Genomic DNA, 25277 nt, shown 5'->3' with positions numbered 1-25277 from the left:
CCTATAGCACTTTTGGGGTGCATAAACCTAGCCACTAACTGAAGAAAGGCGCCCCCCTGGGCGGCCCCGGTCGAACCCGGTTCCGCTCCAGGTCGGGGTCCAATCTTGACGGGGAGTGTCCTCTCGTTATTCCCGGCTGTCATCGCGGGCGAGGCTGTCCTCGTCGACGAGCCTCTCCTTGAACGCCTCGTGGCCAACGCGGTTACTAACAATTGGCGATGTACCCAGAGCAAACAGGATAATCAGGGTCAACAGAGCCAAGTCACTACTAGTAGTTGTGTGAGCTGACGCGTGCGTGGCGACGTGCAAAAGCGAACCCGACAGCGTCAGAATTAGCCCCAGCGTTTGTGGCTTGGAGGATGCGTGCATGCGACTGATGGTGTCGCGGAAGCGTATTAATCCCACGGACGCTGCAACGCACAGTAGCATTCCGGTGATAATGAGTGCGATGGCGATAATGTCTGCCACGAGAATCATTTGGGCTCTCCCTTCACTGTTTTCGGAGCTGCTGTCGGTGTTGCCTTAGGCGCTGCTTTCTGTGCGGTTTTCTTTGTGGCGGCCTTTCCGGCTGCTTTCGCCACACCCTTTCGGGAGCCCTTCGCGGGCTGCTTTCCGTCATCCGGAACACGGAACTTGGCGACCGCCAGCGAAGACAGGAAACCGAGCAGCGCAATGATGAGCATTGGGTAGACCACCGAAGTGTCCAAGCTCCAGGCCATGAACGCAGCGAGCATGCCCTGCAACATTGCAGTCATGGACTCCAGGGCCACCAGGCGGTCCAGCGAGTTTGGTCCTGCGATCATGTGCCCGAGGGTAATCATCACCGCAATGAAATAGCCTGCAGCAGCTACGCCGAGCAGAATGTTAAAAACTTCCGGGTTCATCGACTGCTCCTTTCTCCCCTTTTTCGCTGCTCGTTTCGCCTTGCTCGTGGCTTTTCGCACTGCTCGGCTGCTCTTCGCCAGAGCCTGGCTTAGTCGGTTGCTCATGTACATCGCGGTTCTCAAACGCGCGAATCACCCGTCGCTCGATTCGGGTCAGCTGGTTGATTTGTTCAGCTACCTTGCCTGTCGACGAAGCGTCGAGAAGATGCATGGTCAGCGTCTTTTTTCGCTTATCGATGTCCACGATGATGCCGCCCGGCTGCAGATTAATTAGTGCCATTGCAGTCGTGAGCGAAATATCGTCATTGGTCCGCATGGGGACCTTGATAATGGCAGTCGGTGGCGGATCATCTCGTCGGATGGCCAGCCAGGCGACACTGATAGAGGCCTTCACGAAGTCGATTGTCCAAGAACCGAACAGTCGCACCATGCCACCGAAGTTGATGTCCAGTGCGCTGCTTGGCGGGATAGGCATGGCGAGGTTCAGCAACGTGGCTACAAGGATTCCCGAGAGCACATTGGCAAATGTCACCTCGCCCCACAGCATGACCCAAATAATCACTGTGAATAAGAAGAGCAGGATTGAAATACGTGGTGGTCGCTTTGCAGCCACCTTGGCGCGCGCTTTACTCATCAGCTTTCACCTGCTCCTTCCAGCGTGCTGGTGGCACGTTCGGTCGCTGAATCCGACTTCCATGGGCTCTTGGTGCGGCCTGGGTTTTCCAGCTGCTCCAGGCCCTTGTCATCGGCCGAGTCGATACCGAGGACCGCTGCGCGGTACTCATCAACATTCGCGACGTTGCTTGCCGCTTCGGTAGCCACATTGGACAGTGGCCCGGCCAGAACGGTAACCCCCACAGAGGCAATCACCAGCAGGGCCGTCGGCATCACCATGCCGAGTGGCATCTTGCCGACGTCGTCACGCTCTGCGATAGCAACCATCTGAGTCCTTTCCCGGAGCGCGGCTGGCTGCGCAAGCACGGTGTCGCCCTCGGGGGCGTCGGAACGGTCGCGCCAGAAGGCCTTCGACCAGACAAGAATCATGGTGTAGAGGGTCAGCAGGCTGGTGATGATAGATCCCGCAACCAGAATCCATGCGGTGGCGGATCCGTTCTGTGCGCCGGCCTCAATGAGCATGACCTTGCCCAGGAAGCCTGAGAACGGCGGGATACCACCGAGGTTGAGCGCGGGCACGAGGTATAGCAACGCCAGCAGCGGCGACGTCTTGGCCAGGCTACCGAGGCTGCGCAGGGAGGACGAGCCCGCCTGGCGCTCGATAAGCCCGACCACCAGGAACAATGCCGTCTGCACCAGAATGTGGTGGACGATGTAGAAAATCGCGCCGCCGAGTCCCAGCGTATTGCCGACGGCAATACCGAAGATCATGTATCCGATGTGGGATACCAGCGTAAAAGACAAGAGACGTTTGATGTCATTTTGGGCCATGGCACCGAGAATGCCCATGAGCATTGTCGCTAGGCCGGCCCACATCAGGACGTCGTCAAGCCTGCCGTCTGGGAAAACGACACTGCGCGTGCGGATGATCGCGTAGACACCCACCTTCGTCAGCAGCCCTGCGAAGACCGCGGTAACCATCGACGGTGCGGTGGGGTAGGAGTCTGGCAACCACGCCGACAGCGGGAACACTGCTGCCTTCACTGCGAAGGCAACGAGCAGCACTGCGAAAATCGCGGTGCGGGTGCCATCGGGGATGTCCTCCATACGCAGAGAAATATGCGCGAAGTTCACCGTGCCGACCGCTTGATAAACCAGGCCAATCGCCAGCAGGAACACCATCGAGGACAGCATGTTGACCATCACATACGACACGCCTGCGCGCGTGCGTGACGACGATGCCCCCAGCGTGAGCAGCACGTAGGAGGCTACGAGCAGAACTTCGAAACCGACATACATATTGAACAGGTCGCCAGCCAAGAAGGCCATTGAGACGCCCATGTTGAGCAGCATGTACGTCGGAACGAAGACGGAGATCGGCTCATCTTCGTCACCATCGCTAATACCCTGGCCGATGCCGAACCACATCACGGCAAAGAGGACCAGCTGAGAGACGGTAATCATCAACACTGCGAGGTTGTCGGCTACGAGCGTGATGCCGATTGGTGCGTCCCAGCCACCCACCTGGACAGTGTGGACGCCGTGCGCGTAGATGAGATACACCAAGGCGCTGGCGACTCCCAGCAGACTGCCGAGCGAAAACAGCGCGATCGCCTGCTGTGCTTTGGGGAAACGCGCCAGCAGCAGAGCAATTGCGGCGGTGGCGGCGGGGACGATGATAGGCAGCGGAATTAGTGCGAGAATTAGTTGCTCAGTCGTCATCGTCGTCACCTCCTGGGGAGTTTGATGGCGGGGTCACGGGCTTTTCGAAACTGGCCGGACCGAAGCTATCGCCGGCCTCTGTGGGTCGACCGGTGGTGGGGTCGTCGGATTTGTCGTGATCCGGAGCAGCTGATGGGTCGCTGGCCCGACGCATTGCCAGGCTGCGGTCCTCGTGGTCATCTTGCACGTGATCGCCGATGCGGTAGCGGTGCTGGCGATAGAGCAGAGCCAACAGGAATGCGGTCATGCCCATGGAAATAACAATCGCGGTGAGGATGAAGGCCTGAGGCAGCGAGTCGGCCTGGGCATCGCTGACTAGCGATTCTCTATCCCAAATCGGTGGCTGCCCCGGGGAACCGGAACCAAGCAGGATGAGCAGGTTGATACCGTTGCCCATCAGCAACAGTCCCATGAGCATCCTTGTCAACGAACGATCGAGGAACAGGTACACCCCTGTAGCGATCAGTGTGCCGACAGTAGCTAGCAGAACAAAATTGAGAATCACTGGTGAGTGTCCTTTCCTTCGGTCCTAGCTGGGGCTGTCGTTTCTGAGGCCTCTGAGGTGGCTGTGTTGGCAGAGCCTGCGGGTTTAGTGCCGGCAGGTTTAACGCTTGCGGGGTTAGCGCCTGCGGACTTAACACCTGCGGGCTTAGCCGCCGCCAACTTGCTGCGCAGCTGGCGGGACTGACCGAGTGCGGCTCGATTCACACGACGTGAACGATTGCGCTCAGCGCGAAGGTTTATCTGAGCATCGATGCCACCGCCCAAACTGCGCAGGATGTAGACAATCGTGCTAACCACAATCATGTACACACCCAGATCAAAGAGCATGGGGGAGACAACAGTGACATCGCCGAGCAGCGGAATTTCCCGCGAGCCATACGTAGAAGTTAGCGGTGCCCACCCCACAAACAGTGGCCACAACGCGCTGAGTGCCGACACCAGCAGACCGCCGCCGAGAAGTATCTCGTTAGGAATCGGCAGAGTTGCCGCCAACTCACGACGACCACCGATGAGATAACGCATGGTCAGTGCCAGCGCAGCCACGAGACCACCGGCGAAGCCACCGCCGACATCGTTATGGCCGGCAAAAAAGAGATAGAAGGAAACCACCATCATGGCGGGGAAGAGCACGCGCGATGCCACCAGCACCATGATCGGGTAGCGCAACCGCTCGGCTTCACCGGACTCATCGAGAGTGTTCAACCAACGGTTGGTGCGGCGAGCTCGATTCCGCTGCGGCTTAATCTTTGAACGCATATGCATGGTATGCGTGCGGAAGACCAGTGAGGTAATCCCCAGAGCCACCATCACCAGCACGGTGATTTCTCCAAAGGTATCCCAGGCACGGATGTCGACAAGAAGTACGTTCACCGCATTCTGGCCGTGCCCAATGTCGTGAGCCAGTGGCGGAATGTCGCCGGAGATTGGCTCAGTACGACGGGAGCCCATGGCGTAAGCGGCCAACACGGGAACCGTGACACCGACTGCAATGGCCAACCAAGCACGGTGTCGTGTCCACCTCGGGTTCGATGCCGGTGCCCGCGGGGAGAGCGTACGCAACACCAACACGAAAATAATCATTGAGATCGTCTCAACCAGCAGCTGCGTCAGAGCCAAGTCAGGTGCGCCGAACATGGCGAAGATAATGGCCAAGCCGTAGCCGGTCACGCCTACCAGGATGACTCCGGAAAGCCTGTTCTTCTGCCGGGTAGCGGCCAGCGCCGCGATAATCATGATGAGCGCAACTGCACCCTGCGGAGCTGAGTCCCACAGTTCCATTCGCAGCTCATCGCGCTCGCCGAGCAACAACGCACCGATGGACAGCACGATGAGGGTCAGCAAAATGACCGCTTCATTTAACGGGAGGGAACCACGCTGGGTCGCAGCAGTGACACGGAGAGAAAGACGGCGGGCCAAGTCCAGGATTCCGTCGTAAAGCGCATCGGCACTACCGAGAGCCGGTTGATCAAACTGCAGCTGACGCACCAGATTACGCTGCCAATGCATGATGGCACCCGCGAGCAGAATTGTGGCCGTCAGCGCCAGCGGAAGGGTGAATCCGTGCCAGAGAGCCAGGTGCGATTCTGCTTCCGTATTCGGGAATGCGCTGGTGAGGTAAGGCGAGATAATCGAGTCGAGGACGCGCGGAACCAGGCCGAAAACCAAACCTGCCAGCGCGAGCAGCCATGCCGGGCCAATCTGATCCCAGGTCGGGGAATCCATCTCGGCGACGGCAGGAGAAGTGCCACCACCGCTGGCGTGCGTGCTGGACTTGGTCGCAAAAGCGGCACGCAGTAGGTACAGAGAGTACGCCACGGTCAGAATCGATCCCACGACCAGGCCAATGGTGGTGAACACCGACGGCATTCCGTGCAGCGGCTCGGCATTGAGCGTGGCCTCCAGCGCCGCTTCCTTCGCGACAAAGCCGAAGAACGGCGGCACACCCATCATCGAGGCGGCAGCGAGAATCGAAATCACCAGCAGCTGTGGCGACTTTTTGCCCAGCCCGGAGAGCTTACGGATATCGCGCGTACCAGTCAGCCTGTCAATCGTTCCCGCGATCATAAACAGCGTGGCCTTGAACATGGCGTGGCCGAGAGTCAGCGCCAGGGCGGCCAGTAGCGTCGCGCGGGTGCCTATCGACGCTACCGTGATGATGAATCCCAACTGGCTGACAGTGCCATACGCCATGATCAGCTTGAGATCCTTCTGGCGCAGAGCCATCCAGCCGCCCATGATCATGGTCAAAAGGCCGAGCGGGATGATGATTGGTTGCCACGCGCTGGTGGCGTTGAAAGTTGGCGCGAGGCGGGCGACCAGGAACACACCGGCTTTGACCATCGCTGCCGAGTGCAGGAAGGAAGAAACCGGGGTAGGGGCAGCCATTGCGCCGGGCAGCCAGAAGTGGAAGGGCGCGATAGCGGACTTAGAAAGTGCGCCGATGACCAGCAGGATTGCTGCTGTGGAGACCGCCGTGGAGTTTAGCTGCGACGTGGTCAGCGCGCCAGGTGCTGTGAGGTCGGAGAAGTTCCAGAACCCGGTGGTCACTCCCATCAGGACGATACCGACCAGCATGATTAGCCCGCCAAGTGTCGTGACCAGGAGCGCCTGCCCTGCTGCGCGACGGGAGGAAGCTCGCTCGGCATAGTAGCCCACCAGGAGGAAGGAAAGAACCGAGGTAATTTCCCAGAAGACAAACATCAGCATGATGCTGTCGCTGATGACCAGGCCGTACATAGCCGCGGCGAAGGCAACCATCTGGGCTGCGAAGGAGCCTATGCGACGGCGTTTTCCGGGCGGCGGATTGACGAAGTATCCGGAGCAATACACCAGTACGAGAAAGCCGATGGTCAAAACCAGTGTGCCGAAGAGCGATTCAATAGGGCCTAATCGCAGGTTTACATCCAAGTGGATAATGGGCATCCACGAAAAATGCGTGACGGCGGGTTGCGTGATTGCGGAAGTTTCCCCGTTTGCATTCGCTAGAGCTAAGCGAACCAGATGGGCACCGGTGTAGATAGCGCCACCTGCCAGAGGGAGGCTGAGAACGAGGAACCCGCGGGTTCCGAGCCACTTAATCGTCCATGGTGCAATCGCTGCCGTAAGGAACAGGATGCACAGGAGGGAAGTCACCATTCCATAATGAATGGAACCCACCGGTTCATGCAACCCCGTTTTAGGGATTTAAGTATCCAAAACGGGGTTAACCGAGTGTGAGAAAATGGGAAATTTTTTCCGGTGTGGTGAAAATTCGGGGGTGAGGATTTGGGTATTTTTTGGGGCTTGGCAATCGACTGCCAAGCCCCAAAATCGGTGCACTTCTTACTCGTGCGCTACTCGAATGTCACCTGCGCATTAGCCATGCAGGCGGTTAGCAGCACAGACCAAAGCGGAGAGCACAGAAGCCTCCGGAGTCTGGCCAAAGCCCATGGTCCACACATGGTCATTGTTGTGGCCTGCGTAGACAAAGGTAGCCGTAGCTTCGAAAATCTCGAACTGGTGGAATTCCACGATTTCAACGCGGTAACCTGCATCAGCCAGCAAGTTGGTGCAAGCCGACACCGGCCCCATAGCGGTGATTTCCTGGGTGAAAGTGCGAGTGTGGCCGTCCTTGTCGGTCAGCGACAAATCAGCGTTGAAGTTCCAGCGGCCCAGGGTGCCACGGGTTGCCTCGAAATTCTTGATTTGGACTGGGCCGTTAGTGGGGGAGTAAGTGTCCTTGAACTTCTGCCAGTTCATGCCACGGGCTTCCTGCCTCAAGCCACGAGGCAGGCGATGTCCGAAGCGAGCCCTAAACGGATCGTCGGAATAAGTTCGCACATTGCCATTGTCCTGGTGCTCCAACGAAGGGCGCTTGCCCGTGAAGGTCGTCGAAGTGGACATATTCTTCTGGGTGCGAGTGGAAAACATTCTTTTCTGGTCCTTTGCTTAATTGCTTTGCTGTGAGTGGCGGACCAACCAAGTGCTTCGAGAAGTTGCGGCCAGAGACCCCGCGTGGAGGGGTCAGTCCTGTCGGCCTCCACCGGGGTTCGTAGCCTTCGCTACTCGAATAAGAATGTTCTGCTGCATGGGTCGAACCTTACTACAGAAAAAAGATGTGACACAAGTCATTCAGCCAATATTTTTGGCTTTGACTTAAATTCCGTTGACGGAAGCCAAGAAAACTGCCTCGCCAATAGCGATGTCGCGAATCTCGTTCGGGTCCACCGACTCGTCGGCCGAGTGAATGCGGGCCTGTGGCTCTTCCACGCCGTAGAGCGCGATGTCAGCACCTGGTACGGCCTCCAACAAAGTGGCGCACAGAGGGATCGAGGCGCCCTCGCCCATGCTTGCGGTTTCCTTGCCGTAGGCGGCCGACAGGCTGTCGGCAACCAGTTGCACAACTTTGCCCTCAACATTGGCCCGGAATGGGTTCGCCAACTCGTCGCGCTCAACCGTCACCTTCACGCCCCACGGAGCATGTGCGCGCAGGTGATTCTCCAGTGCGTCCTGTGCTTCGGCCGGGTCGACGCCGCCTGGGATGCGGAAGTTGATGTGCGCCATAGCGGTCGATGAGATTGCATTGACAGCATTGGTCGCTGGTGGACAATCGATTCCGGTCACAATCACAGACGGACGAGCCCAGGTCAGGTCGGAGACGGAAGTGTCCTCGTTGCTAATCAGGTCTACGCCGTCAAGCACACCCGCATCGGCACGGAAAGTTTCTGGCGCGTAATCCAGGCCCTCCCAGTGCTGCGAGCAGTCCAAGCCGTCAATAGAGGTAAAGCCATTTTCATCGCGCAGGCTGTCGAGCATACGAATCAGCGCCGCGAGTGCATCCGGAGCCGCGCCGCCGAACATGCCCGAGTGAACAGGCTGTTCAAGCGCATCGACGCGAACTTCCACATCGGCGGTGCCGCGCAGAGTGGTTACGAGTGTCGGTTGGCCAACCTCGGCATTGCCGACATCCGCAATGAGGATAACGTCGGCGTCGAAAAGCTCCGGCTGCGTGGCGATGAGGTTGTTCAGGCCCGCCGATCCGCGCTCCTCGGAACCTTCCACGATGAGCTTGATGTTTGGCATGTCGACGCGGCTTGCAAGCGCGTCGTCACGCAGCGCGCGCAGCGCAGCTAGATGCATGACCACGTTGCCCTTGCAGTCGGCAGTACCGCGGCCGTACCAGCGACCGTCGCGCTCGTCGAGCGTCCACGGATCTGCGGTCCAAGCGGACTCGTCGCCCGCCGGCTGGACGTCGTAATGGGAGTAGAGCAGTACGGTCTTCGCGCTTTCCGACGACCCGGGGACGAAACCCGACAGTGCAATCGAGCCGTCGACGGTGTGGTGCGCCTTCAGTTCGATGCCCAGCTCTGCGTACATCTCGGTAACCGTCTGAGCTGCGTCAATGCAAGCCTGTTTGGTTTCTTCGGTGCCGTGTACGGAGGGGAAAGCCACCAGCTCGGTCAGCTGGGTGCGGATGGTCTCGCGTTGGCTGGAGATGTGGTCTCGCAGGGCGTCCGTGAGTTCCTTATTAATAATGCTCATGTGCGACAGTGTAGGCGCACAACCATGATGACGTTGGCAGTGGCATCGACGTTGAGAGTTACGGCGCTTAACCTTGCACTCTAGGGGGTTGAGTGCTAAAAAAGTGAATTAGCACTTGCTCCAATTGAGTGCTAATAAAAACAACTTCACACCTTGTGTATGTGTGTGTTGTATGCGAGTTGCAGCAAACTGCAGCACATACTGCAGCGCACGCTGAAACAAGTGTTGGAAAGTCGTTAAAAAGTACAGTGTTGACTCCGGTGATGGAGAGGGCGGCGCTTCCCTCGAATCACATGCCGTCGCGGGCGCCTGGGTCAACTTCCAATGTAAGTGCCACATAAATAGACGGAGGATTCTTCAAACCTCATGGCTAAGATGATTGCATTTGACGAGGAGGCCCGCCGCGGTCTCGAAACGGGTCTGAACACCCTGGCAGACGCTGTCAAGGTTACGCTGGGCCCGAAGGGTCGCAACGTAGTCCTCGAGCGCAAGTGGGGCGCACCGCTGATCACCAACGACGGTGTCTCCATTGCACGTGAAATCGAACTTGAGGATCCTTACGAGAAGATCGGCGCTGAGCTGGTCAAGGAAGTTGCCAAGAAGACCGACGATGTCGCTGGTGACGGTACCACTACCGCTACCGTTCTGGCTCAGGCTTTGGTTTCCGAGGGTCTGCGCAATGTTGCTGCTGGCTCCAACCCGATGGGCATCAAGCGCGGCATCGAGAAGGCTGTCACGGCTGTTACCGAGAAGCTCCTGGAGTCCGCTAAGGACATCGAGACCAAGGAGCAGATTGCTGCTACCGCTGGTATCTCCGCTGCTGACCCGGCTATCGGTGAGCTGATTGCCACCGCCATGGACAAGGTCGGCAAGGAAGGTGTCATTACCGTGGAAGAGGCCAACACCTTTGGTCTCGACCTGGAGCTGACCGAGGGTATGCGCTTCGACAAGGGCTACATCTCCGGTTACTTCGCCACCGACATGGAGCGCCAGGAGGCCGTTCTGGAGGATCCGTACATCCTCCTGGTTTCCGGCAAGATTTCCAACATCAAGGATCTGCTGCCGCTGCTGGAGAAGGTCATGCAGTCCGGCAAGCCGCTGCTGATCATTGCTGAGGATGTCGAGGGCGAGGCTCTGTCCACCCTGGTCGTCAACAAGATCCGCGGCACCTTCAAGTCTGTCGCTGTCAAGGCTCCGGGCTTCGGTGACCGTCGTAAGGCAATGCTGCAGGACATGGCTATCCTGACTGATGGCCAGGTCATCTCTGAGGAGGTCGGCCTGTCGCTCGAGACCGCTGACCTGCCGCTGCTGGGTCGCGCTCGCAAGGTTGTCGTCACCAAGGACGAGACCACTATCGTCGAGGGCGCTGGCGAGCAGTCCGCTATCGAGGGCCGCGTCAATCAGATCCGCGCTGAGATCGAGAACTCCGACTCCGACTACGACAAGGAGAAGCTGCAGGAGCGTCTGGCTAAGCTCGCCGGCGGTGTTGCAGTCATCAAGGCTGGCGCCGCAACGGAGGTTGAGCTCAAGGAGCGCAAGCACCGCATTGAGGATGCCGTCCGCAACGCAAAGGCTGCTGTAGAAGAGGGCATCGTCGCTGGTGGCGGTTCCGCACTGCTGCAGGTCTCGCACGTGCTTGACGACGAGCTGGGTCTGACCGGCGACGAAGCAACCGGTGTCCGCATCGTGCGTGCAGCTCTCGCAGCTCCGCTGCGCCAGATCGCTCTGAATGCTGGCCTCGAGGCCGGCGTCGTTACCGAGAAGGTTGCTTCCCTGCCGCAGGGTGAGGGCCTGAACGCTGCTACCGGCGAGTACATCGACCTGATGGAAGCTGGTATCAACGACCCGGTGAAGGTTACCCGCTCCGCACTGCAGAATGCCGCTTCCATTGCGGCTCTGTTCCTGACCACCGAGGCTGTTGTTGCTGACAAGCCGGAACCGGCTATGCCGGCAATGCCGGGTGGCGACGAGATGGGTGGCATGGGCTTCTAAACGAAGGCCATGGGCTTAAGGCATGGCTGTAGCTGGTAGCTGCAGCCGAGCCTGAACTTTTCAGCTGGCACCCAGGTTCTAACTGCTTGAGTTAGCCTAAAAAGCGCCGCTGAGGGTTGTCCCTCAGCGGCGCTTTTTCTGTGTAATTTGACGAAAGTTTTAAGTCCCCGAACCCACCCTCGTTGCATCAGACGCCTCAGCGCTTGGTAGTGAAAAATAACCGATGATCTGTACCCATGTACGCAATGCCGAGGACTGTCTGTTATTCATCCTGTTGCCTCAGTACAGAGGTGAGATCCTTGGTGCCTCTTTAAGGCCAGAGACGGGCCGTCGCGCTCGCCGACAATCTGGATGCAACTACCGACTTTTTAGATTCTACAAATCCCGCTAACGAGTCTTACTGGTTATTCCGCAATTTCCGCTCTGCCAGTTTCACTAACGGCCCTTGCTGTTTAGCTACTCGGCCGGCTTATTCTCGGCCTCTATAAGCTCCGTCGACCAGTTCGCCTGCTGAATACGGGTATCCAAGTCCCGGTATTCCTTCGCTGCCTTGTCGGCTTTCTGGCGCAGCGACCGGATATCCACAGTGGCGACATAGCGAATCTCCGAAGCTGAGTATCGATCCCGCCGCCCAGAGCCCTGATCGGCTGCGGAGGTGTAGAACCGCCGCCGTGTTAGCAGGTGGTCGCGCTTCGCGAGTGCGTCGCTAAGCGTTCCGTCCTCGAAGGCAGTAGCGGAATTCGTTGCGTTAATCGAGCGCACCAGCCATTCGAAGCGCGCCATCAGACGCTCGGCTTCGGCAATAAGCGCTTGCGGATCTTCATCAGGCGTATCGCCTTCCTGCACCTGCGCCACCAGCGCGAGACGGCGATTAATCTCAGCGAGACGGTCAGAGACCTCGGATCGTGCGGCAAGAGCCTCGGATAACAACATGGCATTTATTGTACGCGCAGTGCTTATCGACGGTCGCTGCGTGCAGTCCCACCCCTCAGTTTCGGTAAGACGGAACGTTAACTGCTGGGAAATTGCAGGTAAGGGCACCCGCATGGGGGACGTGTGGCAGAGAAATTCAGTAGGATAAAGGGTATGGCTGACAAGAATGAAGAGGAATTCCACATCGTCGATTTGGCGAAGACCGAAGGTTACGTCGTCGATGATTCTGATGAGGACGATCCGGTACTGGTCACTCCAGACGGTGAGCGGGTTGATACCTGGCGCGATGGCTACCCGTACGAGGAGCGCATGACGCGCAAGGAATACGAGTCTATTAAGAGGAAGCTGCAGATTGAGCTTCTGAAGTGGCAGAACTGGACCAAGGAAACTGGTCAGAAGCACATCATCCTCTTCGAAGGCCGTGACGCCGCTGGTAAGGGCGGTACCATTAAGCGCTTTAACGAGCACCTGAATCCGCGTGGTGCTCGTACCGTGGCTCTGGAAAAGCCGTCGCCGCGTGAGTCCACCTCGTGGTACTTCCAGCGCTACATTGAGCACTTTCCGTGCGCTGGCGAGATCGTCTTCTTCGACCGTTCTTGGTACAACCGTTCGGGCGTTGAGCGCGTGATGGGTTTCTGTACTGAGTCGCAGCACGCAGAGTTCCTGCGTGAGGTTCCGATGCTGGAGAACATGATTTTGGGCTCCGGTATTTCGCTGACCAAGCTGTGGTTCTCGGTGACCCAGAAAGAGCAGCGCACTCGCTTCGCTATTCGCCAGGTCGACCCGGTACGTCAGTGGAAGCTCTCTCCGATGGACCTCGCATCGCTGGATCGTTGGGGTGACTACACCCGCGCGAAGGAAGAGCAGTTCCGTTACACGGATACCGATGAGTCCCCGTGGATCACCATTAAGTCCAACGACAAGAAGCGTGCCCGCATCAACGCAATGCGTTATGTGCTGAGCAAGTTCGAGTACACGGAGAAGGACCACGAGCTGGTCGGTACTCCGGATCCGAAGATTGTTAAGCGTGGCCGCGACCAGATTGGTGACTAGTTCGGTGGCTCGTGACTGACAGAGTTCTTGTCTAGTAGTAACGCCCGCAGGAGTGCTCAGGCACTCGGCGGGCGTTTTCTTATGGCTGGCAGCGCCGGGGCGATGCCCTTATGGCTCGCAGCGGCGGGGCGATGCGAGTTAGTGCCTGAGTTTATGACAAAAACGGCCAGAAATTTTGCCCGAAAGTGTCATAAACTCGCACAGTTTCACATTTGCAGCCCGTAAGCTTTTTAGTCCGTCAGACTTTAGCCTGCCAGCTTGCAGCCTTTACCCCTCAATCAACTCCTGACCCCAGTAGGAATCTGGGGTGGTGCCAGGGGCGATCCAGTACACAGCGGAGCCGATGTGGCGGTTCCACTCATTGAGCAAATCGCCGCGATCCAAACGGGCCTGGATTGCGCTGAACTGGTTGTCCGGGTTCTTCTGGAATGCAACCCAGACCAGGCCGACGTTCGGTCCTTGGAACGGGAAGGCCGGCTCACCGGGCTGGTCTTCGTATGCATAGGCGCGGCGACGCAGGGCGTCGTCAGGCTGGCCGTCCTGCTCACGGGACAGTGCCAAGTGAGACTGGCGGTGGATGAGGTACTCTCCCTTGTCATCGATGGCGTCCATGTCCTCTTCATCGAACTCGCTTTCGCCGCCGGAAAGAGGAGCGCCGGTGTGGAAGTCACGGCCGATAACGATGGAGCGTTCGTCGGTGCTGAGTTCATCCCAGTTGTTCAGGTCGAGTGCGATGCGGCGAACAACCATGACACAGGAATTGTTGATTGCCTTGTCCTTTGAGTCAATCCACACCTGCTCGGACCATTCTTCTGGAGTCGAAGGGTTGACGGTGCCGTCGAGCTGGCCCAGCGGGTTGCGTGGGGTGGCGCCGTAAGGTTGCGAACCCCAGGCGTAGGAGAAGCCCTTCTGGAACCACTTCACGGTAGCCCATGTAGCCGCTTTCTTTTCCAGCAATCTGGCCGCCGCGGTAACGGTGACGAGGTCATCGCCGCACAGCTGCAACACAAAGTCCGACTGGCTCCATTCCGGGCGAAGCATGTCGTGTTGGAAAGCAGGGATATCGTGCAGGCCAGCGGGCTTGCGCTCTGGTTTGCCCAGGATGTCGAAGATACGCTCACCGAAACCCGCGGTAATGGTCAGGTTTGCGGTGGCTGCGACCATTTCCGGTTCCAGATACCCCTCGATGTCCTGGCCTTGGGTGAGGCGGCGGGCAACGTCGGTAAGCGAGGAGAATAAATCCTTCAGATTTGCTGCGTTGATGCCATCCTTCAGGTCTAATGCGACGAGGCGCAGGTGTGCCTGGCCGGGCTGTTCAATGCCTGACTGGATCGGGCCATCGAACGGAATCTTGGCGCCCCTCAGGGAAGTGTCGGAAGCCTGTGTCACTCGAGGTCACTCCTTGAAAGAGGTGGGATAAATAGTCTTTATGACTACGAGCATAATCACATTGGCCCCAGCAGGAGAGCATCAAAGCAAAGGCTCGGGGAGGGGGCTAAGTGAATGAGATATTTGTATATTGCGATATACTTCACATCCACAGCCGCCTCGAAGGAGTTCATAAAGGAAAGTGCTGCATATCGCACGTTTTCCGCGCAAGGTGTGTTTTGGAACCTAGCGTGCATGAGACCCTCGAGTTATGCAGGGGAATCCCGGTGCAAGTCCGGAACTGTCCCGCAACGGTAAGCATCACCGCCAGAACTTTGGTTTATCCGACGCGTTGATAACCAATCTTTTCAGTGATGACAAGTCCGAATGCCTGCCGGTTGTGCAATTTCATACCCGATGCTGATCACGACTGACGAGGAAATCACGAGATCATGGCAATTCACGCAACCCTCGCGGGCATTCCGCGGATAGGGCGTAATCGTGAGCTCAAAAGAGCTCTGGAAAACTACTGGCGCGACCCGGCGACCGGCGGCCTGTTGGCTGCGACGGCGCGCAACACTGTCAATAGCTACATTGGCGCAGCGCTGAAGGCAGGAATCGACTCGGTTCCGACAATTGGGCGCTCGTTCTACGACTCCATGCTGGATACATCGGCGCTGCTTGGAGTGCTTCCAGCCCGCTTCCAGGATGCCCCGAAAACGGACGGTTCCAATCTGCCAGAATGGATTAACCACTACTTCGCCACCGCTCGCGGTACAAAGACGCAGCCGGCATCCGCAATGACCAAGTGGTTCGACACTAATTACCACTACATCGTTCCGGAACTGTCGGCCAATACGGAATTCACCATCGACCTCACTGACTGGTTGGACGATTCCTGCAGCTTGAACAATGGCGCCACAACCATGTTGCGTCCACATTTGATTGGTCCAGTGACCTACTTGAGCCTGTCGCGTACCGACGATGGTTCTAACCCACTTGGCCTTTTGGAAAAGTTGACCGATGCGTACGCTGACGTCATTGCTCAACTGGGAGAGAAAGGCTTTGAGTGGATTCAGCTCGATGAGCCGGTATTGGTCACTGACCTCGACGAAGTGACACTTGCTAGGACTCGCCAGGTCTACGAGAAATTGGCTGGCGTGTCGGAGTCTGCAAATGCCAAATTGTGGGTGCAGACCTACTTTGGTGATGGTGGTCAGGCACTGAAAACCCTTTCTGGCACAGGCGTGCAGGCCATTGGTTGCGACCTGGTAGCTGGTAGCTCCGAGCTGCCGCATTGGACTGGCAAGGAACTGCTGGTCGCGGGAATCGTCGATGGTCGTAATGTGTGGCGCACCGACTTGGATGCAGCCCTGGCGACGCTGGAGAAGCTGGCAGCTCGAGGCCCCATCGCGGTGTCGACTAGCTGTTCGCTGCTACATGTCCCGTACTCCCTGGCCTCGGAAAACCCGAGCGAAGAAGAAGCCGAGGTGCTGCAGTGGCTGGCCTTCGGCGATGAGAAAATCGCCGAGGTGACACTCTTGGCGAGGGCGCTTGATGCTAAGTTGAATGACCGCCAACTCGATGCCGCGGATTTGAAGGTGTTGAGGGAGTCCCGGGCAGCACTGGCATCGAGGGCAGAATCGAAGCGGATTGTTAAGCCTGAAGTTCGTGAAGCTTTGGCGGCAATCGAGGATAGCGACCGTAACCGTTCCCCGTTTGCAGCTCGCCAGGCGGCTCAGGCTGAGACCCTTAACCTGCCTCCGCTGCCGACCACCACAATCGGTTCCTTCCCGCAGACCAATAGCATTCGACGTGCACGTGCACAGCTGCGCTCGGGAGAGCTCACCCCAGCTGACTACGAGTCGTCAATGCTCGCTGAAATTCGATCTGCCATTGAACAGCAGGAAGAACTGGGGCTCGATGTGCTGGTTCACGGTGAACCTGAGCGCAACGACATGGTCCAGTACTTCTCGGAGCAGCTGGACGGCTACCTCGCGACCGCCAATGGCTGGGTCCAAAGCTATGGTTCCCGCTGCGTGCGGCCGCCGATCCTCTACGGTGATATCACCAGGCCAGAGCCAATGACGGTGCAGTGGTACAAGGCAGCGGCAAACATGACTGACCTTCCCGTCAAGGGAATGCTCACTGGGCCAGTGACCATGTTGGCATGGTCGTTTGTCCGTGATGACCAGCCCATCGGTGACACTGCGGATAACGTTGCGCTGGTTTTGCGCGATGAGATTGCAGATCTCGTGGCCGCTGGAGCGCAGATTGTGCAGGTCGATGAGCCAGCCATTCGCGAGTTGTTGCCCCTGAATGAAGCGGACCAGTCCGCCTACCTGAAGTGGGCTGTGGGGTCCTTCCGCCTGGCTACCTCTGGCGTGGCTGACGAGATTCAGATTCACACGCATATGTGCTACTCGGACTTCAATGAGCTCATTGACACCGTCGATGAACTCAACGCCGATGTCACGTCCATCGAAGCAGCTCGCAACGGCATGCAGGTGCTCGCAGCGCTGAAGGATGAGGGATACGTTCGTGGGATTGGTCCAGGCGTCTGGGACATCCACTCGCCTCGCGTGCCGACGGACGGAGAAGTCAGCCAGCTCGTGGAAGATGCGCTCGAAAGTGTTGACCCCAGCTTGCTGTGGATCAATCCGGACTGCGGTCTGAAGACCCGAGGTTGGGAAGAGGTTACGGCTTCACTGAAAGTATTGGTAGCCGCAGCGAAGCAGGCTCGTTTGCAGCTAGCAGAGTAAGCCGGAACCAAAAAGCCGAAAAATAAATAGCGGGTTAAGTAGCAAAAGTGTGTCCGCTCGGCGTGTCGCCGGGTGGGCACCTTTTGCTACTTAACCCTACTTAGCCCCAATGCGAGTAACTGACTGCGTTTATGGCTGGCGGCAGCGGGCCAATGTGAGTTACTGACTGCGTTTATAGCAAAAATTGCCCGAAAAATGGCTTGAAAGTGCTATAAGCTTGCATAGTTTCACATTTGCAGCCCGTTGTGCCAACAAGGCCCCAACAAGGCCCCAACAAAGCTCCTACAAAGCCCTACACAAGCCGGGCTACTTCTTCTTTGCCACTACCGGCTCAATCGGGTTACCTCGCCAGGAGGTATGCGCAGGAACGTGGTCACCGCGCATAACGAGAGAACCGGGTTCGACGCGGCAGCCGTCGTCAAGCACAGATGCCGGCAGTGCGACCGAGTGCGGTCCGAGCACGGATCCGTGTCCGATGTGGACGGTGTCGAGCGTCATCACGCGGTCGGTGAACAGGTGCGTCTGAACGACACAACCGCGGCCGACAGAAGCACCTCGCTCGATCGTGATCAGGTCGGTCTCGGGCAGCCAGTACGTCTCCAGCCACACGCCGTGGCCAACGTTCGCGCCGAGCAGCCGCATCGCGCGTGCGATACCGCCGGTGGCCATCGCCGGGTTCAGATACCACGGCGCGGCGACCATTTCGACGAACGTATCCTGCAGCTCATTGAGCCAGACGAACTTACTCCACAGCGGGTGGTCACCGGGCTTGTGCTTGCCGACGCACACCCACTTGGCCACGACCGTGATGAGCAGCCCCAGCGCACCAATAATCAGTAGCACGGCAGGGGAGAGCAGCCACGCGACCACCAGGCCGAGCAGGGCAGCGCCAACGCCACCTGCAGTGACCAGCTCCGCGGTGAACATACCAATTCCCTGCAGGCTAAACAGCGTGATCGTCGCCAGCATGAGAGAGACCATCGGCGCCAGGACACGCAGCGTCTCCACAATGCTGCGGGCGACCTTCAACCCCGTAGTCGGACGGTAGGTCTGCGCCGACTCATCACTGGAGACGGTTCCCACACGGCGCATGCGCTCTGGTGGCGAACCCCACCAGTTGGAACCGGACTTGGTCTTCTTCGGAGTAGAGGACAGCACGGCCACCAGCGAGTTCTTCGCCAGCTTGCGTTCCGGAAGCGTGATGCCGGAGTTGCCCAGGAAGGCGCGCTTGCCGATGCGGGAGTCGCCTACCAGCAGCCAACCGCCGCCGAGCTCGTAGCTGCCGACCATGGTGTCGTCAGCCAAGAAGGACTCGTCCTTGACGTGCAAGAACTTCGGAATACCAATCGCGGTGGAGACCTCGCTGTCGTGACCAATCTGGGCGCCCAGTGCACGCAGCCACAGTGGAGTCAGCATGGAGGCGTAGATGAAGAACAGGTCGTGACGAGCAGCATCCATCAGGCGAATTGTCGCCCAGGACTGCCAACCCACGCGCGAACGCACCGGGAACACTCCCGGCTTCAGGCCGATGCTGAACAGGCGCACGAGAATCAGCGTCAGCAGGGCATACACCGCAACACCGACGAAGGTGGCGGGAATAGCCCACAGCACGGCGCTGCCCAGCGTTGGCCAGAGATTCGAGGTGGTTAGCTCGGTGGTGCCGTCGATAAGTCCCGTGCCCCAACCGATGACAGCAGCCATCGCGACCGCAGCGGACAGCGGCACCAGCGTCAGCAAGACAGCGGTAAGACCGTAGATAGCCACCCAGTGGCGACGCGCCGGCGGGACTTCCTCCGGGAAGCGGTGCTTGGACCGGCCGACCTTGCGAGCCGGGGAACCCGACCAGCGCGCACCAGCCTTGACCTTTTTTTCACCGGTGACGGTGGAACCCGCCTCGATGTGAGCGTCATTGCCGATACGCGCGCCGGGCAGCAGCGTTGAACGGGCACCGATGCGGGCGTGCTTGCCAATAGTGACCTCGCCGACGTGGACGACATCACCATCGACCCAGTATCCGGACAGGTCTACCTCCGGCTCGATCGAGCAGTAATCATCCAGTTTGACCAGACCCGTCACCGGCGGCAGCGCGTGCAGATTCACGCCCTTACCAATGCGGGCACCCAGCATGCGGGCATACCACAGCACGAACGGAGCGCCCGCCACTGAGTGGGCGCCGGAGCTCTCTGCCAGGCGTTCAGCCGCCCATAGGCACAGATGCACCGAGCCGCCACGCGGGTAATCACCCGGGGCGATGTTGCGCGTGAGCAGGCGTGTCGTCGCCGCGTTGATGGGCATAACCCCCAGCGGGGTCAGGAACAACACGGCCAGTACAGCCACCAACCAGCCTGGTAGTGCCAGCGGCCCGCCGATAACCCAGTTGATAATCGCAAGCCACGTTACCCAGCGCATACCACGTGCCCACTGCAGCGGCACCATGAGGCCGACCTGCGCCCAACGGGTCTTGCGGGAGACAGGCGTCGGCTCGGGCACCTTTTCCAGGTGGGCGGTGGGGTCGCTGGCGTCGTCGGCAAGCATGTCGTCGCTGATGAAACCGCGAGCGACCAGTTCCTCGGCGAGGTTTCCCAGGCGTGGGTGGTCGTAGAGATCGCGCACGGCGACCTGTGGGGCGCGCTGACGAATACGCGCGATGACGCTCGCCGCCGCCAGCGACGTGCCGCCCAGGGCGAAGAAGTCCGAGGCCGCGCCGGGCGCAGGTACGGACAGCACGTCCGCCCAGATATCGGACAGCCATTTCTCCACAGGGTTCAGCTTGTCGACGTCGCCCTCCCCCGCACGCGCAGGCAGTGGCCACGGCAACGCCGCCTTGTCGACCTTGCCGGAGGTGCGTACCGGCAGCTCATCCATGATGTGCAGGCGTGGCACCATCGCGGCTGGCATGGCATCGCGGAGAGTGTCCATGCACTTGTCGTAGTCCATGGCTGCGGCGTCGCCACCGGCGCCGACGTAGCCGACCAGGATGGAGTCGCCAGCACCGGTCTTCTGCACCACGACAGTCGCCTGAGTAGCGCCAGGGAGGGCAGCCAGGTGCGCCTCGACCTCGCCGAGCTCAATACGGCGCCCGCCGATTTTCACCTGATCGTCGACGCGGCCGGTGAAGTACAGTCCGTCCTCATCCATGATGACGTGGTCGCCGGTGCGGTACGCGCGCTCCCAGCCCAGGGCTGGCAGCGGCGCGTACTTCTCGGCGTCCTTCTCCGGATCCAGGTATCGTGCGAGTCCCACACCGCCAATGACCAGCTCGCCCTTGGTGCCCGGTAGGACGGGGTTGCCCTCCTCGTCGATAACGGTGAGGTCCCAGCCGTCCAGAGGAAAACCAATGGTCACGGGCTTGCCAGGCTTCAGCTCGATGCCGGAGGCCACGACGGTGGCCTCAGTGGGGCCGTAGGTGTTCCACATTTCGCGTTCTGGGGTGGACAGTCGCTCGACCAGCTCTTGCGGGCAGGCCTCGCCGCCGACGATGAGCAGGCGCACGCTGTCGAGTGCCTCGGCGGGCCACAGGCCGGCCAGTGTCGGCACCGTGGAAACAGCGGTGATGTGGCGGGAAATCAGCCATGGGCCCAGGTCCACACCGGAGCGCACCAGCGAACGCGGGGCCGGCACCAGGCAGGCACCATTTCGCCAGGCCAGCCACATTTCCTCACAGGAGGCGTCGAAGGCGACGGACAGGCCGGCGAGAACGCGGTCGTCCGGGCCGAGCGGCCCTTCCGGGTGGTTGGCCAAGAACCATCGGGCCTCCGCATCGACAAAAGCGGCGGCGCTGCGGTGGGTGACCGCCACGCCCTTGGGCTTACCGGTGGAGCCAGAGGTGAAAATAATCCAGCAGTCATCGTCAGGAGTGGGCTCCTGCGAGATAATCTCGCGTGCGCTTGGCGGCGTCGGTTCCGTCTCTTCCTCGTCGGAGTCGGCGTCGGAGTCCAGCGGGCGGGGGCGATTACGTGCCGTGGAGCCAGCCAAATGTAGGCCTTCAGCATCGAAGTAACCGGCGATACCGGCCTCGCCGAAGACCATTTCGGCACGCTCGTCGGGGTCGTCCGCATCCACCGGAACGTAGGCGGCACCGGCAGCCATAATGGACAAAATTGCCAGGTAGAGCTCGCGGCTTCCCGACGGCATCCGCACACCAATGCGGTCGCCGCGACGGATGCCCTGTTCGTAGAGCCACGTAGCTGTGGAATCAATCTCGTTGATCAATTCCGCATACGTGACGACAACCTCGCCGTCATCGATGGCCTCAGCCTCAGGGAACCTTCGCGCGGTCGCCCGGACAATGTCAATGAGTGTGCGCTCAAGCGGCTGTTCCGTAGTGCGTAGGAACTTCGCTTCAGTGGTTGTCACTTGAGAGCCCCCTTCTTATTCTTCTTGCGCTTTTTCTTCTTCTTCGACTTCTTCCGTTTAGGACGCTGGGCATCGCTTGACGACGTCGCCTGCGTCTTATTCTCCGCCATGCCCTTGGTGTCTGTCTCAGTGGCCGTGGCCTCTGGGGTAGCGGTCTCAGGATTCTTCGCGCCGGCATTGTCAGAAAGCGGAGTACCGGTGTCATTTTCGTGGCTTGCAGCGGATTCGTCGGCAAGCGATGCAAGCAGTGCGCGTACCTCGGGTGCACATTCGGAGACGGCGGCGCGCTCGGCTCTGCGGAGTGAGCGTCGCAGAGATGCGCGGGTGGTGTTGCCCGTTTCTGTCAGCGCGATGAGCTGGCGGCGACGATCTTTGGAGTCCCGGGTGCGCTCGACTAGATTTGCCGACTCCAGAGAGTCGATTAGGCGAACCATGTCAGAGCGATCCATGCCGAGCAGTGCGCTCAGCTCGGTTTGAGCCATGTCGCCGCCATCGGCGATGGCCTCCAGAACCCAATACCCGCGGATGGAAATCGACTCAATCTGAGTGCGGCCAAGAGCCGCGTTGACACTGGTACGGACAGCCGCGTCGAGCTTTGCCAGACACCAGGACGCGGATTTGCGCAGGGCCGCCGGTGCGACGGCGGGTTCGCTTGCGGAGCCGGGCTTGCACTTGGACTTAGTTCTGGCCTTAGCACTGGCCTTGTTTTTGGCTTTCGCCCCCTTGCGAGCCTTCTTCGCCTTGGTGCCGCTCTGTGCGTCGACAGCAGGCACCTTCGCGCCTACGTCGGCTGCCACACCACCGCTGGCGTCGGCGGAGTCTGCCGAGGAAAGTACGGATGAATCAGACATACTTCCCATACTAGACAATCTGGGGAACCATCAATAATGGGACATGGCCAACTAATAATGCCCCTGTTTGCCTGCGGATTGTTAGAAGGTCGGTGCTTTGGGGTGGGTAAATAAATGAAAAACTGCCCTGCAGGTAGGCAGGGCAGTTGTAGTTGATTTAGTTGGCCTTCTCCATCGGGCGGCCGAAGTGCTCCCAGTCAATCATGCCACCGGTGATGACGATGGTGTCGATACCGTTCTTCTCCAACCAGGAAGAAACCTGAGCGGCACGTCCACCGGAGCGGCACATCAGGTAAATGTCGGAATCCAGATCCAGCTCGCCGTAGCGGGACGGAATCTCTTCCATGGGGATGTGAATGGCGCCGGTGGCATGGCCGTCATTCCACTCCATCTGTGAGCGGACATCAATGATCTGTGCGTCTTCGGGTACTTCAGATACGTTTACGGTTTCCATAGTGCGCACTATACGCAATCTGGCCTTATCGCCGGAAGCGCAAAGGCCGCCGGAGGAAAACTCCGACGGCCGTAGCGCTGAATCACAGGAACTGCGTCAAAGGGGTGAACCCCAGGAAGGGGGGTTGGTCAGCGCAATTCTTAACTGTGGCTCTTACTTGTGGCGTTCGATAGCCTCAGCCAGGATGCGCTCAGCCTCGGCCTTGTCGCCCCAGCCCGAACCGGAAACTTCCTTGCCCGGCTCCAGGTCCTTGTAGTGGACGAAGAAGTGCTCAATCTCGTCCTTGGTGAACTGGGAGACATCGTCGATGTCCTGGTAGTGGTCAAAGCGGACGTCATCCAGGACGCACAGCAGCTTGTCGTCGCCGCCGGCCTCGTCGGTCATCTTGAAAACGCCGAGCGGACGAGCCTTGACAATAACGCCCGGGAAAACCGGCTCCGGCAGGATTACGAGAGCGTCCAACGGGTCGCCATCCTCGCCGAGGGTTTCATCGATGAAGCCGTAGTCGGCCGGGTAGGCCATTGGGGTGAACAGGTAACGGTCGAGGTAGACCTTGCCGGTCTCATGGTCGACTTCGTACTTGTTGCGCTGACCCTTCGGGATCTCAATAGTGACCTCAACGCTCACAGCGATGACTCCTTATAATCGGTGTACACTTCTCTGACGGCTATCTTATGCGAAACCCGCTCAAAACCGTTTATTTGTGCACCTTAAGTGAGGTTTTGTTTCCAGGAAGAAGGTGTTTGTGACCGTGGGGAGTACCGACTCTGACAGCTCCAAAACCGCCGCTAAGGGCACGCCAAAATCGCCCAGTTCCGTAAAATCCGGCAAATCCAAGAAGTCGCGCGGACTGAAAATCGGCGGTGCCATCGCCGGTGTTCTCGTTATTGCAGCGGGCAGCGGCGTAGCGGTTGTCGTCAATAACAATCGTCAGACTGTGGTCGATGCGCCGCCCGCCGTCAGTCATGTTTCCGCTCCTGTGACGGCTGCGCAGTCTTCGCTTGACGACGGCACTCTGGCCCAAAAAGTCAGCGCCATCATGGACGCTGCTGCGGCTGATCCAGCTTTCGGTGAGCTGCATGGAATTGTCAGCGATGCTTCGACCGGCCAGAAACTGTGGGGGATCAATGACACCGCGGTGGCCTTGCCGGCGTCCAGCATGAAGATTCTCACCGCGTCTGCCGCACTGTTGGACTTAGGTGAAGATCATCGGGTTTCCACTCGCGTCTACCGGGTTACGGGGACTAATGACATCGTTTTGCACGGCGGGGGCGACCCCACCTTAAGCAAGGACGGGGAAGGGTTCTTCCAGGACTCGGCTTCAATCGCTGAGTTGGCGAAAAAGATTTCCGTGGTCATTCCGGAGGGGGTCGGCAAGGTCTATCTCGACAACTCTCTATTCACCGAGAGTTTCCACGAGACCTGGGAGCGTGCGGGGCTGGAGGACGGCTACATCGCACCGGTGGAGTCGGTGATGATGGACGCCGGTCGTATCGATCCGACGAATGAAGAATCGCAGCGCAGCGCCACGCCGGCTGTGGATGCCGCTGATGCACTGGCCGAGGCGCTTGGTGCGGAAAACGGAGGCAGTCTGAGGGATGCGGCCAAGGATGGTCAGTCACTGCCTCTGGATCCAGACCTCATCGCGCTCGTGCAGTCAGCCCCGCTGGTTACCCGTGTGCACGAGATGATGAACTACAGCGACAACGTGCTCGCCGAGTCCATTGCCCGTGAGGTGGCTATCTCTCGCGGTCTGCCGCCGACCTTTGAGGGGGCCGCACGTGCCGTGCGTGACACTCTCGCGGAGCACGGTTTTCCTCTCGATGGTGCGGTGCTGTCGGACTCCAGCGGCCTGAGCACGGATAACCGTATTTCTCCGCAGCATCTCTCCGAGGTGCTCAATTCCGCCGCGGGTCCGGTGGAATCGGCCGAGCAGGGGGGACTGGGGGAGTCACAGGAGTCGTCGGAAAGCACGTCGTTGCGCCCACTGTTGGATAGCCTGCCGGTGGCGGCGGTGTCCGGCACTCTGGCGACGCGCTTTGCCGGCCAGTCCGGGGCGGGCATCGTCCGTGCGAAGACAGGCACGCTGAATAAAGCCTCGGCGTTGGCGGGGTATGTGGTGACGAAGTCGGGACAGGTGCTGACGTTCGCACTGATTTCCAACGAGGCGAGCCTGTTGCCGGCAAGAGCTGCGTCCGATAAGGCAGCGAGCGCCCTGGCAGATATCTAAACTGAGATTCATTTACCACTGAAAATAATTTGA

Annotated in this window: 18 protein-coding genes and 1 riboswitch; of the genes, 4 read left to right on the top strand and 14 right to left on the bottom strand. The window is 59.2% G+C overall.

Annotated features, from left to right (window positions below; all coding sequences use genetic code 11):
- Window positions 1–126 precede the first annotated feature (126 nt).
- From HMPREF2651_RS00505 to HMPREF2651_RS00470, 8 genes are all read right to left on the bottom strand, one after another.
- Window positions 127–477: a monovalent cation/H(+) antiporter subunit G gene (locus HMPREF2651_RS00505; protein ID WP_038626688.1), complete on the bottom strand. Its 351-nt coding sequence runs from the start codon at window positions 475–477 to the stop codon at window positions 127–129.
- Entirely contained in the window at window positions 474–884 is a 411-nt protein-coding gene (locus HMPREF2651_RS00500; RefSeq protein ID WP_038626686.1) for a monovalent cation/H+ antiporter complex subunit F, read from the bottom strand. The genes HMPREF2651_RS00505 and HMPREF2651_RS00500 overlap by 4 nt, the downstream gene beginning before the upstream one ends.
- Complete coding sequence (locus tag HMPREF2651_RS00495) at window positions 865–1518, bottom strand: Na+/H+ antiporter subunit E (protein ID WP_049181121.1); 654 nt, start codon at window positions 1516–1518, stop codon at window positions 865–867. Before HMPREF2651_RS00495 ends, HMPREF2651_RS00500 begins: the two co-directional genes overlap by 20 nt.
- Window positions 1518–3221, bottom strand: a complete 1704-nt coding sequence (locus tag HMPREF2651_RS00490) for a Na+/H+ antiporter subunit D (RefSeq protein WP_038626684.1) — start codon at window positions 3219–3221, stop codon at window positions 1518–1520. The genes HMPREF2651_RS00495 and HMPREF2651_RS00490 overlap by 1 nt, the downstream gene beginning before the upstream one ends.
- Window positions 3211–3726: a Na(+)/H(+) antiporter subunit C gene (locus HMPREF2651_RS00485; protein ID WP_038626682.1), complete on the bottom strand. Its 516-nt coding sequence runs from the start codon at window positions 3724–3726 to the stop codon at window positions 3211–3213. Before HMPREF2651_RS00485 ends, HMPREF2651_RS00490 begins: the two co-directional genes overlap by 11 nt.
- On the bottom strand, window positions 3723–6860 hold the full coding sequence (locus HMPREF2651_RS00480; protein WP_049181122.1) for a Na+/H+ antiporter subunit A: 3138 nt from the start codon (window positions 6858–6860) through the stop codon (window positions 3723–3725). The genes HMPREF2651_RS00485 and HMPREF2651_RS00480 overlap by 4 nt, the downstream gene beginning before the upstream one ends.
- A gap of 219 nt (window positions 6861–7079) precedes the next feature.
- A complete protein-coding gene (locus tag HMPREF2651_RS00475; protein WP_038626681.1) occupies window positions 7080–7634 on the bottom strand; it encodes a 2-isopropylmalate synthase in 555 nt (184 codons plus the stop codon).
- 225 nt (window positions 7635–7859) lie between these two features.
- Window positions 7860–9245 (bottom strand): dipeptidase, encoded by a 1386-nt coding sequence (locus HMPREF2651_RS00470; RefSeq protein ID WP_049181123.1) that lies wholly within the window; start codon window positions 9243–9245, stop codon window positions 7860–7862.
- Between the two features lie 366 nt (window positions 9246–9611).
- Between HMPREF2651_RS00470 and groL the strand changes: the two genes are divergently transcribed.
- A complete protein-coding gene (gene groL, locus HMPREF2651_RS00465) occupies window positions 9612–11237 on the top strand; it encodes a chaperonin GroEL (RefSeq protein WP_049181124.1) in 1626 nt (541 codons plus the stop codon).
- Between the two features lie 456 nt (window positions 11238–11693).
- Here groL and HMPREF2651_RS00460 read toward each other — a convergent pair whose 3' ends face one another.
- Window positions 11694–12170: a DIP1984 family protein gene (locus tag HMPREF2651_RS00460; RefSeq protein WP_049181125.1), complete on the bottom strand. Its 477-nt coding sequence runs from the start codon at window positions 12168–12170 to the stop codon at window positions 11694–11696.
- Between the two features lie 153 nt (window positions 12171–12323).
- On the opposite strand from HMPREF2651_RS00460, the gene ppk2 reads away from it, so the two are divergent.
- On the top strand, window positions 12324–13223 hold the full coding sequence (ppk2, locus tag HMPREF2651_RS00455) for a polyphosphate kinase 2 (protein ID WP_005510168.1): 900 nt from the start codon (window positions 12324–12326) through the stop codon (window positions 13221–13223).
- A gap of 267 nt (window positions 13224–13490) precedes the next feature.
- Here the strand turns inward: ppk2 and HMPREF2651_RS00450 are convergent, their stop codons facing one another.
- A complete protein-coding gene (locus HMPREF2651_RS00450) occupies window positions 13491–14612 on the bottom strand; it encodes a Dyp-type peroxidase (RefSeq protein WP_049181126.1) in 1122 nt (373 codons plus the stop codon).
- Window positions 14613–14821: 209 nt separating this feature from the next.
- Window positions 14822–15005: riboswitch (cobalamin riboswitch) on the top strand.
- A gap of 38 nt (window positions 15006–15043) precedes the next feature.
- On the opposite strand from HMPREF2651_RS00450, the gene metE reads away from it, so the two are divergent.
- Entirely contained in the window at window positions 15044–17353 is a 2310-nt protein-coding gene (gene metE / locus HMPREF2651_RS00445; protein WP_038626671.1) for a 5-methyltetrahydropteroyltriglutamate--homocysteine S-methyltransferase, read from the top strand.
- Between the two features lie 306 nt (window positions 17354–17659).
- Here the strand turns inward: metE and HMPREF2651_RS00440 are convergent, their stop codons facing one another.
- From HMPREF2651_RS00440 to HMPREF2651_RS00425, 4 genes are all read right to left on the bottom strand, one after another.
- Window positions 17660–21709 (bottom strand): Pls/PosA family non-ribosomal peptide synthetase, encoded by a 4050-nt coding sequence (locus HMPREF2651_RS00440; RefSeq protein WP_038626669.1) that lies wholly within the window; start codon window positions 21707–21709, stop codon window positions 17660–17662.
- A complete protein-coding gene (locus HMPREF2651_RS00435) occupies window positions 21706–22560 on the bottom strand; it encodes a MarR family winged helix-turn-helix transcriptional regulator (RefSeq protein ID WP_049181127.1) in 855 nt (284 codons plus the stop codon). Before HMPREF2651_RS00435 ends, HMPREF2651_RS00440 begins: the two co-directional genes overlap by 4 nt.
- A 157-nt stretch (window positions 22561–22717) precedes the next feature.
- Window positions 22718–23014, bottom strand: a complete 297-nt coding sequence (locus tag HMPREF2651_RS00430) for a rhodanese-like domain-containing protein (RefSeq protein ID WP_038626665.1) — start codon at window positions 23012–23014, stop codon at window positions 22718–22720.
- A gap of 153 nt (window positions 23015–23167) precedes the next feature.
- Window positions 23168–23641, bottom strand: coding sequence for an inorganic diphosphatase (locus tag HMPREF2651_RS00425; protein WP_005510088.1), 474 nt, complete (start codon window positions 23639–23641; stop codon window positions 23168–23170).
- Window positions 23642–23765: 124 nt separating this feature from the next.
- Here HMPREF2651_RS00425 and dacB point away from each other — a divergent pair, with 124 nt between their 5' ends.
- Window positions 23766–25244 (top strand): D-alanyl-D-alanine carboxypeptidase/D-alanyl-D-alanine endopeptidase, encoded by a 1479-nt coding sequence (gene dacB / locus HMPREF2651_RS00420; RefSeq protein WP_239663052.1) that lies wholly within the window; start codon window positions 23766–23768, stop codon window positions 25242–25244.
- Window positions 25245–25277 lie beyond the last annotated feature (33 nt).

This window comes from Corynebacterium sp. HMSC063A05 (genome assembly GCF_001809695.1).
Lineage (GTDB): Bacteria > Actinomycetota > Actinomycetes > Mycobacteriales > Mycobacteriaceae > Corynebacterium > Corynebacterium amycolatum.
The sequence above is the reverse complement of the archived record's forward strand: the minus strand, read 5'-3'. Positions and strand labels throughout refer to the sequence as shown.